Raw genomic sequence first — 7,811 nt, 5'->3', positions numbered from 1 at the left:
TGTGAACGCCCGGTTCGCCGTACCCACCGCGGGCGGGCCGCAGACGTACACCGCCGCGCCGGGACGCGCGCTCGCGAGGACGCCACCCGTTCGCGCGATCCGACCGGCTAGGCCAGGGCGGCGATCAGGCGATGGCTGCGGGCGGTCATGGCGGCGGCGCTCTCCTCGGGATGCCGCAACCACCAGTCGACCAGCGAGGTGACCATGCCCATCCACACGACCGTCATGGCCGAGGAGTCCTTCTCGTCGGTCAGGCCGCGGGTGCCCAGGAATGCCCCGACACCACACGCGGCCTGCTGAGCGATGCGGCCGCGAGTGGCGCGGGCGGCATCGGCGGCCGGACCCTCGTGCGGATGCGAGCGATCGAAGACCACTTTCCAGTCGTGCGGCCGGGGCTCCAGGGCCGTGAACACGGCCGCCAGGGTGCGCTCGGCCATCGCGAGCGACGGCGGGCCGGAGATCGCCACCTCGATGGCCTCGGTCAACGCCGTCGCGGCTCGCTGGACGCAGGCCACATAGAGGCCGTCCTTGCTGCCGAAGTAGGCGTACACCAAGGGTTTCGAGACGCCCGCGGCGGTGGCGACCGTCGCCGGAGACAGCCCCGCGTAGCCGACCCGGGCGATCTCGGCGGCCGCCACGTCGAGGATCTGCGCCTCGCGCTCGGCACGGGGGACGCCCTTGGTTCCCGCGGTTCCCGTCACGCTCATCCCCTTCACACCGGATGTTGACACTCTATTGCCCTCTCGGTAATTTACCAATTAGTCAATTCAAGGCGTCTGGAAACCCCGGCGCATCCCACTGCGATCAGGACGAACCGAGTGAAGAATCCCGTGATGACCGCCCTGCTCAACCCGACTCCCACGCTGCGCGGCATCCTCGCCGGCGGCACGGACACGGTGGATCTGCACGGAAAGACGGTCATCCTCACCGGAGCCTCCTCGGGGGTCGGCGAGGCCGCCGCTCATCTGCTGGCCGAGCACGGCGCACGCATCGTCGCGGTGGCGCGTGATGTCGAGCGGCTCGACGCGGTGTGCGACGCGATCACGGCCCGGGGCGGCTCGGCCGTCGCCGCGCCCTGCGATCTCACCGACCCCGAAGCCGTGACGGCGCTGGCGAAAATGGTGCTGACCCATTTCGGCGCACCCGAGATCATCGTGAACAACGCGGGCCGCTCCATCCGGCGCCCCGCGCTCGAGGCCGTCGACCGCGCGCACGATTACGAACGCACCATGGCCGTCAACTACTTCGGACCCGTACGCCTGACCCTGGCCCTGCTCCCCGCGCTGCGCGAGGCCGACCGCGGCCACATCATCAATATCGGGACCTGGGGCACCACCGCGGGCGTCATGCCGAAGTTCACCGCCTACCACGCCTCCAAAGCGGCCCTGGCCGCGTTCGGACGCAGCCTCGGCGCCGAGACGCACGGCACCGGAATCGCGGTCAGCACACTCGGTTTCCCGCTGGTGCGCACCCCCATGATCAGCCCCACCGCCGCCTACAACGCCCAAGCCGCGCTCACCCCCGAGCAGGCCGCGGGGTGGATCCTGACCGCCATCCGCGACCGTCCCGTCGAGCTCTTCCCCACCTATGCCGCTGCGCTGCGGCTCATTTCGAGTGTCTCGCCGCGCCTGGCCGATGCGCTCGTGCGCGCGGCGGGCATCTGAGACCGATGAATGTACGGAAGGTGTTCCGCGAGAGGCGAACACCTTCCGGTCCCCTGTGATCGACCGTCAGTCGGCGAGGACGTCGCTGGTGACCTTCGCGAACGCCTCGGGCGTCTCCATGAAACCGCCGTGGCCGCCGGGGAAGATCACGGGCTCGAGCGACAGGGCCTCGGCGAGCGCACGGGAGGTGCGGTCGCAGAACTTGCCCGCCGAGGTCTCTCCGATGCCGATGATGATGCGGGTGGGCGTGGCGCGCAGGGCGGCGATATCGGGAATCCAGCCCGAGGTGCCACGCATCTCGTGCTCGTAGAAGAACGCCTCGGATTCGGCCGTGCGGGTGTCGCGTTCGCCGCCGACCATCTGTTGCAGGGCCGCCTCGGGGATATCGAGTCCGGTCATCACGAAGAACTTGCGGACCGCGCCCAGCAGGTCGCCGGAGGAGTAGGTGGCGATGACATCCTCGGTGACCGCGCGGAGTTCGACACGATCCTCGAGGAGTTCACGCACCGGCGGCTCGTGCGCGACGAGGGTCTGCACGAGCTCCGGATGCGCGATGGCCAGAGCCAGGCCGGTGATGGCGCCGCCGCTGGAACCCACCACGACGGCGGGGCCGAGCCCGAGGTGCGTGAGGAGATTGGCCAGATCGTCGGCGCGCAACTCGGGTGTCGACTCCTTGGCCGGATCGTTCAGAACGCTTTTGCCGTGGCCACGCGGATCATGGGTGAGCACCGTGTACTCGGCGGCCAGCAGGTCCGCGACGGGCGCGAACGGGGCGGTCTCCATCGGTGCGCCCACGAGGGCGAGAAGTGGTCCACTGCCGCGAATTTCGTAGTAGACGGTGCCGTCGGGAACGTCGAGGGTTCCGGCGGTGACGGGCGCGGTCGAGGTCATTGGATCTCCTGGCGTGAGAACGACTCGGATATCTGTACCGACGGTACGACCGGCCCGGATTCATCGCTCCCGGTTCGAACGAATCAGTCCGCTCTACGTGGTTCCGGCAGCGCACAGGCCATTCCGTCCGCCATACCCGTAGGGCGCACACCCAGCGCCTGATTCAATCGCGCCCGCTGGTTCTCCCACGCGACGGCCGCGGCCAGCTCCGCGACCTGCGCCCTGCTCAGGTGCGCCGGCAGACTGCCGCGCAACCCGTCGAGGTCGCGCCTGCCTGCCTCGCGGCGACGCACCGCGGTTTCGGGGTCAGCGAGCGACGTAGGCGGCGAGGTGTTCGCCGGTGAGGGTGGAGCGGTTCGCGACGAGATCGGCGGGGGTGCCCTGGAATACGATCTGCCCGCCGTCGTGGCCCGCGCCGGGGCCCAGGTCGATGATCCAGTCCGCGTGCGCCATGACCGCCTGGTGGTGTTCGACCACGATCACCGACTTACCGGACTCGACGAGCCGGTCCAGCAGCCCCAGCAGCTGTTCGACATCGGCGAGATGCAGGCCGGTGGTGGGCTCGTCCAGGACGTAGATACCGCCCTTGTCGGCCATGTGGGTGGCCAGCTTGAGGCGCTGGCGCTCACCGCCGGACAGCGTGGTGAGCGGCTGGCCGATGCTCAGATAACCGAGTCCGACATCGGCGAGACGCTCCAGGATCGCGTGCGCCGCAGGTAGTTTCGCCTCTCCGTCGGCGAAGAACTCGACCGCTTCGGCGACCGGCATGGCGAGCACCTCGCTGATGTCGCGGCCGCCGAGGTGGTAGTCCAGCACCGCGGCCTGGAATCGCTTGCCCTCGCACACCTCACAGGTGGTGGCGACCCCGGCCATGATCGCCAGGTCGGAGTAGATCACCCCGTTGCCGTTGCAGTTCGGGCACGCGCCTTCCGAATTCGCGCTGAACAGCGCCGGCTTCACGCCGTTGGCCTTGGCGAACGCCTTGCGGATCGGCTCGAGCAGCCCGGTGTAGGTCGCAGGGTTGCTGCGCCGCGAGCCGCGGATCGCGCCCTGATCGACCGACACCACGCCCTCACCGGCGGGTATCGACCCGTGTACCAGCGAGCTCTTGCCCGATCCGGCCACGCCGGTGATCACGCACAGCACCCCGAGCGGGATGTCGACATTCACCTTGCGCAGATTGTGCGTCGACGCGCCGCGAATCTTCAACGCGCCTTTGCTCTTTCGCACCGAGTCCTTGACCGCCGCCCGGTCGTCGAAGTGCCGCCCGGTGATGGTGTCGCTGGTGCGCAGACCCTCGACGTCGCCCTCGAAACAGACCGTGCCGCCACCCGATCCCGCACCCGGACCCAGGTCAACGACATGGTCGGCGATCGCGATGGTCTCCGGCTTGTGCTCCACCACGAGCACCGTGTTGCCCTTGTCCCGCAGTCGCAGCAGCAGGTCGTTCATGCGCGCGATGTCGTGCGGATGCAGGCCTGCGGTGGGCTCGTCGAAGATGTAGGTGATGTCGGTGAGCGAGGAGCCCAGGTGCCGAATCATCTTGACGCGCTGGGCTTCACCACCGGAGATGGTGCCCGAGGGCCGATCCAGCGACAGGTAGCCGAGCCCGATCTCCACGAACGAGTCCAGGATCTGCTGCAGCGTCTCGAGCAGCGGCGCGACCGAGGGCTCCTTCAGGGCGCGCACCCAGTCGGCGAGATCGCTGATCTGCATGGCGCTGGCGTCGGCGATGCTGATCTTCTTTATCTTCGAGGACCGGGCCGCCTCGCTGAGCCGGGTGCCACCGCATTCGGGGCAGGTGGCGAAGGTGACCGCCCGCTCCACGAACGCGCGGATGTGCGACTGCAGGGAGTCGATGTCCTTGGACAGCATGGACTTTCGGATGCGCGGGATCAGACCCTCGTAGGTCAGGTTGATCCCGTCGACCTTGATCTTGGTCGGCTCCTTGTAGAGCAGATCGTTGAGCTCGCGCTTGGTGAACTTCTTGATCGGCTTGTCCGGGTCGAAATAGCCGCAGCCGGTGAAGATCCGGCCGTACCAGCCCTCCATGCTGTACCCGGGAATGGTCAGCGCGCCCTCGTTGAGCGATTTGGTGTCGTCGTACAGCTGGGTCAGGTCGATGTCGTTGACCGCGCCGCGCCCTTCGCAGCGCGGGCACATACCGCCGGTGATGCTGAAGCTGCGGCGCTCCTTCACCGACTTGCCGGCGCGCTCGATGGTGACCGCGCCCGCACCGCTGATCGAGGCGACATTGAACGAAAACGCTTGCGGCGAACCGATATGCGGCTTGCCGAGGCGACTGAACAGGATCCGCAGCATGGCGTTCGCGTCGGTGGCGGTGCCGACCGTGGAGCGCGGGTCCGCGCCCATGCGTTCCTGCCCGACCGTGATCGCGGTGGTGATCCCGTCCAGCACATCGACATCGGGGCGGGCCAGGGACGGCATGAACCCCTGCACGAAGGCGCTGTAGGTCTCGTTGATCAGCCGCTGCGATTCCGCGGCGATGGTGCCGAACACCAGCGAGCTCTTGCCCGACCCGGAGACACCCGTGAACACCGTGAGCCGGCGCTTGGGGATCTCTATCTTGATGTCCTTCAGATTGTTCACCCGCGCGCCGTGCACGCGGATCAGGTCGTGACTGTCGGCAACGTGCAGCGCAAGCGACTGCGAGTCCGTCTTCTTCGCCATGCGTTGTCTCCATCTGGTGAGCGGGTGGGTTACCCGGCGGGCCGAGCCGACCGAGCGCGGCGCCCGGCCGGAGCCGGGAGCGCGCGGTGAGCTACGCGGGAATCAGCGCAGTTCCTTGATGCGAACCATATTGCCCGCCGGGTCGCGGAAGGCGCAGTCGCGAATCCCGTAGGGCTGTTCGGTCGGTTCCTGCACGACCTCGGCGTCCCCGGCCTGCAGCCGTTCGAAGGTGGCGTCCAGGTCCTTGGTGGCGAGGTTGATGCTCGCGTAGGTGCCCTTGGCCATCATCTCGGCGATGATGCGGCGCTCGTCATCGGTGATGCCGGGATCCACGGCCGGCGGATGCAGCACGATGGCGATCTCGGGCTGTCCGGGCGGGCCGACGGTGAGCCAGCGCAGGCCGTTGTAGCCGACGTCGTTGCGCAGTTCGAAGCCGAGGGTGTCCCGGTAGAAGGCCAGCGCGGCCTCGGGATCGTCCTGCGGCAGGTAGGTCTCGCTGATTGTGATGTCCATGCGGTTCACGATAATTCCGCCTATCCGACCTGCGCTTCTCGATTCCTGATCGGTCGGGTGACCTGTTTTGCCACGCATGCGGGCATGCCCGCGATCTCGTCGGCGGCCTGGGCGCGGTAGACGCTGGGCGGTACGCCGACCAGTTCGGTGAAACGGGTGCTGAAGGTGCCGAGCGAGGACGAGCCGACCGCGAAGCAGACCTCGGTGACGCTCAGATCCCCGCGTCGCAGCAGGGCCATCGCGCGTTCGATGCGCCGGGTCATCAGATAGGAGTACACCGATTCGCCGTAGGCGAGGCGGAACTGGCGACTGAGGTGCCCGGCGGAGATGTGTGCGTCGCGGGCGAGGGCTTCCACGTCCAGAGGCTGGGCGTACTCCCGGTCGATCCGGTCGCGGACCCGGCGCAGCCGCGCGAGGTCGCGCAGATGTTGCTCCGGAGTGGCTCTGCTGGTCACTCATCCGATCGTGCCATGCGCGCGAGGGTTCTGCCCAGCGGCACACGCGCAATGTCCCACACCACCGCGACCGCTGTTCATTTGCCGAAACCGCCAACCTATGTATATTAGGTTTAAGCCTATTGCTATTAGGAAGGAGTACGACATGTCCCCCCGAGCGGGCCTGAACGCCGAGCGCATCACCATCGCCGCCGCCGAACTCGCCGACGACATCGGTTTCGACAACATGACCATCGCGGCCGTCGCGAAGACGTTCGGCGTCAAGGATCCGAGCCTGTATTCGCACGTGCGCAATCTGCAGGACCTGCGCACCCGGGTCGCCGTCCTGGCCGCCGGGGAGATGACCGACGGCATCGCCGCGGCGGTCGCGGGCCGAGCGGGAAAGGACGCGCTCGTCGCGTTCGCCGGGGCCTATCGCGACTACGCACGCCGGCACCCCGGCCGGTACGCCGCCACCCAGAGTCGCCTCGACCCCGCCGAGGTCGCACAGGCCGCCGGCCACATTCGCAGCGTCGAGCTCACGGTCGCGATCCTGCACGGCTACGACCTCGCCGACGACGACCTGATCGACGCGGGCCGCTTGCTGCGCAGCACTTTTCACGGATTCGCCACCCTCGAGACGAGCGGCGGCTTCGCGCACGGCCGCTCCCCCGACGCCTCCTGGGCTCACATCCTGGACGCGCTGCACCTGACCCTGCAGCAGTGGCCGAGCGCCACCGAGGACACCCACACCACCGTGCTCGACGAACAAGGAACCACGCCATGCAGTCCGACACCCTGAGAGTTCCCGGCGCGACGCTCTATCACGAGGTCCGCGGCACCGGCCCCCTGCTCCTGCTGCTTCCCGGCGGTGGCGGTGACGCGGCCGTCTTCGACGCCATTGCCGATCCGCTGGCCGAACGCTTCACGGTCGCCACCCTCGACCCGCGCGGCTACTCCCACAGCGTCATCGACGAAGGTCACCCCCGCGATCAGCGCGTGCAGACCCAGAGCGAGGACGCGTTCCGTCTCATCGCACACCTCACCGATGAGCCCGCCTATGTGTTCGGCGGCAGCTCCGGGGCGATCGTCGGCCTCGATCTCCTCGGTCGCCATCCCGAGCACGTCCACCGAGTGGTCGCGCACGAACCCCCGTGTTTCGCAATCCTTCCCGACGCCGCGGCGCAGCGAGCCTTCGTCGAGGAGGTCCATACCCTGTTCCGCACCGAAGGGCTGGGAGCCGCGGGAGCGCGCTTCCTGGAAGGTATCGGCGGCACGCTGAAGCCGATGCCCGATCCCGCCGGTCTCCCACCGCGCGCCGCGGACATGCTCGAACGTCTACGAGCCAACGCACCCGTCATGATGGAACACGAACTGCGCCAATTCACTTCGTACTCCCCCGACGTGGATGCCCTGTCCCGCGTGAGGGATCGCCTGGTCCTGGCGGTGGGCGCCGAGACCGGCGCTCACCTTCCCGCGCGCCCCGCCCGGGAACTGGCCGGGCGGCTCGGCATCTCGGCCGTCGAATTCCCCGGCGGTCACAGCGGTTTCACCGACGAGCCCGCCGAATTCACCCGGCTGCTGATCACCCGGCTGCTCGAGCCTCCGGCGTGACGAT

At 68.3% G+C, this 7,811-nt stretch carries 8 protein-coding genes and 1 pseudogene; 3 read left to right on the top strand and 6 right to left on the bottom strand.

Annotation, left to right across the window (positions count from 1 at the left end):
• Positions 1-107: 107 nt before the first annotated feature.
• On the bottom strand, positions 108-707 hold the full coding sequence (locus NJ1_RS00335; RefSeq protein ID WP_067685787.1) for a TetR/AcrR family transcriptional regulator: 600 nt from the start codon (positions 705-707) through the stop codon (positions 108-110).
• A 126-nt stretch (positions 708-833) separates the two neighbouring features.
• Here NJ1_RS00335 and NJ1_RS00330 point away from each other — a divergent pair, with 126 nt between their 5' ends.
• Entirely contained in the window at positions 834-1,664 is an 831-nt protein-coding gene (locus NJ1_RS00330; RefSeq protein ID WP_422615725.1) for an SDR family NAD(P)-dependent oxidoreductase, read from the top strand.
• Positions 1,665-1,730: 66 nt separating this feature from the next.
• Here NJ1_RS00330 and NJ1_RS00325 read toward each other — a convergent pair whose 3' ends face one another.
• The 5 genes and pseudogenes from NJ1_RS00325 to NJ1_RS00310 all read right to left on the bottom strand — a co-directional run bounded on the left by NJ1_RS00325 (position 1,731) and on the right by NJ1_RS00310 (position 6,214).
• Positions 1,731-2,555: an alpha/beta fold hydrolase gene (locus NJ1_RS00325; protein WP_067685785.1), complete on the bottom strand. Its 825-nt coding sequence runs from the start codon at positions 2,553-2,555 to the stop codon at positions 1,731-1,733.
• A gap of 83 nt (positions 2,556-2,638) precedes the next feature.
• A pseudogene (locus NJ1_RS37710) lies at positions 2,639-2,809 on the bottom strand (carboxymuconolactone decarboxylase family protein); the annotation flags it as partial.
• A gap of 52 nt (positions 2,810-2,861) precedes the next feature.
• Positions 2,862-5,246: an ATP-binding cassette domain-containing protein gene (locus NJ1_RS00320; RefSeq protein ID WP_067685783.1), complete on the bottom strand. Its 2,385-nt coding sequence runs from the start codon at positions 5,244-5,246 to the stop codon at positions 2,862-2,864.
• 102 nt (positions 5,247-5,348) lie between these two features.
• Complete coding sequence (locus tag NJ1_RS00315; protein WP_067685811.1) at positions 5,349-5,759, bottom strand: VOC family protein; 411 nt, start codon at positions 5,757-5,759, stop codon at positions 5,349-5,351.
• A gap of 20 nt (positions 5,760-5,779) precedes the next feature.
• Positions 5,780-6,214, bottom strand: coding sequence for a helix-turn-helix transcriptional regulator (locus tag NJ1_RS00310; protein WP_067685781.1), 435 nt, complete (start codon positions 6,212-6,214; stop codon positions 5,780-5,782).
• Positions 6,215-6,359: 145 nt separating this feature from the next.
• Between NJ1_RS00310 and NJ1_RS00305 the strand changes: the two genes are divergently transcribed.
• Positions 6,360-6,995, top strand: coding sequence for a TetR/AcrR family transcriptional regulator (locus NJ1_RS00305; RefSeq protein WP_067685779.1), 636 nt, complete (start codon positions 6,360-6,362; stop codon positions 6,993-6,995).
• Complete coding sequence (locus tag NJ1_RS00300; RefSeq protein ID WP_067685777.1) at positions 6,977-7,807, top strand: alpha/beta fold hydrolase; 831 nt, start codon at positions 6,977-6,979, stop codon at positions 7,805-7,807. The genes NJ1_RS00305 and NJ1_RS00300 overlap by 19 nt, the downstream gene beginning before the upstream one ends.
• The last annotated feature ends 4 nt before the right edge of the window (positions 7,808-7,811 follow it).

Origin of the sequence: Nocardia jejuensis NBRC 103114 (assembly GCF_001613145.1) — a bacterium.
Taxonomy (GTDB): Bacteria; Actinomycetota; Actinomycetes; order Mycobacteriales; family Mycobacteriaceae; genus Nocardia; species Nocardia jejuensis.
This window is presented reverse-complemented; position numbering and strand designations above follow the sequence as displayed.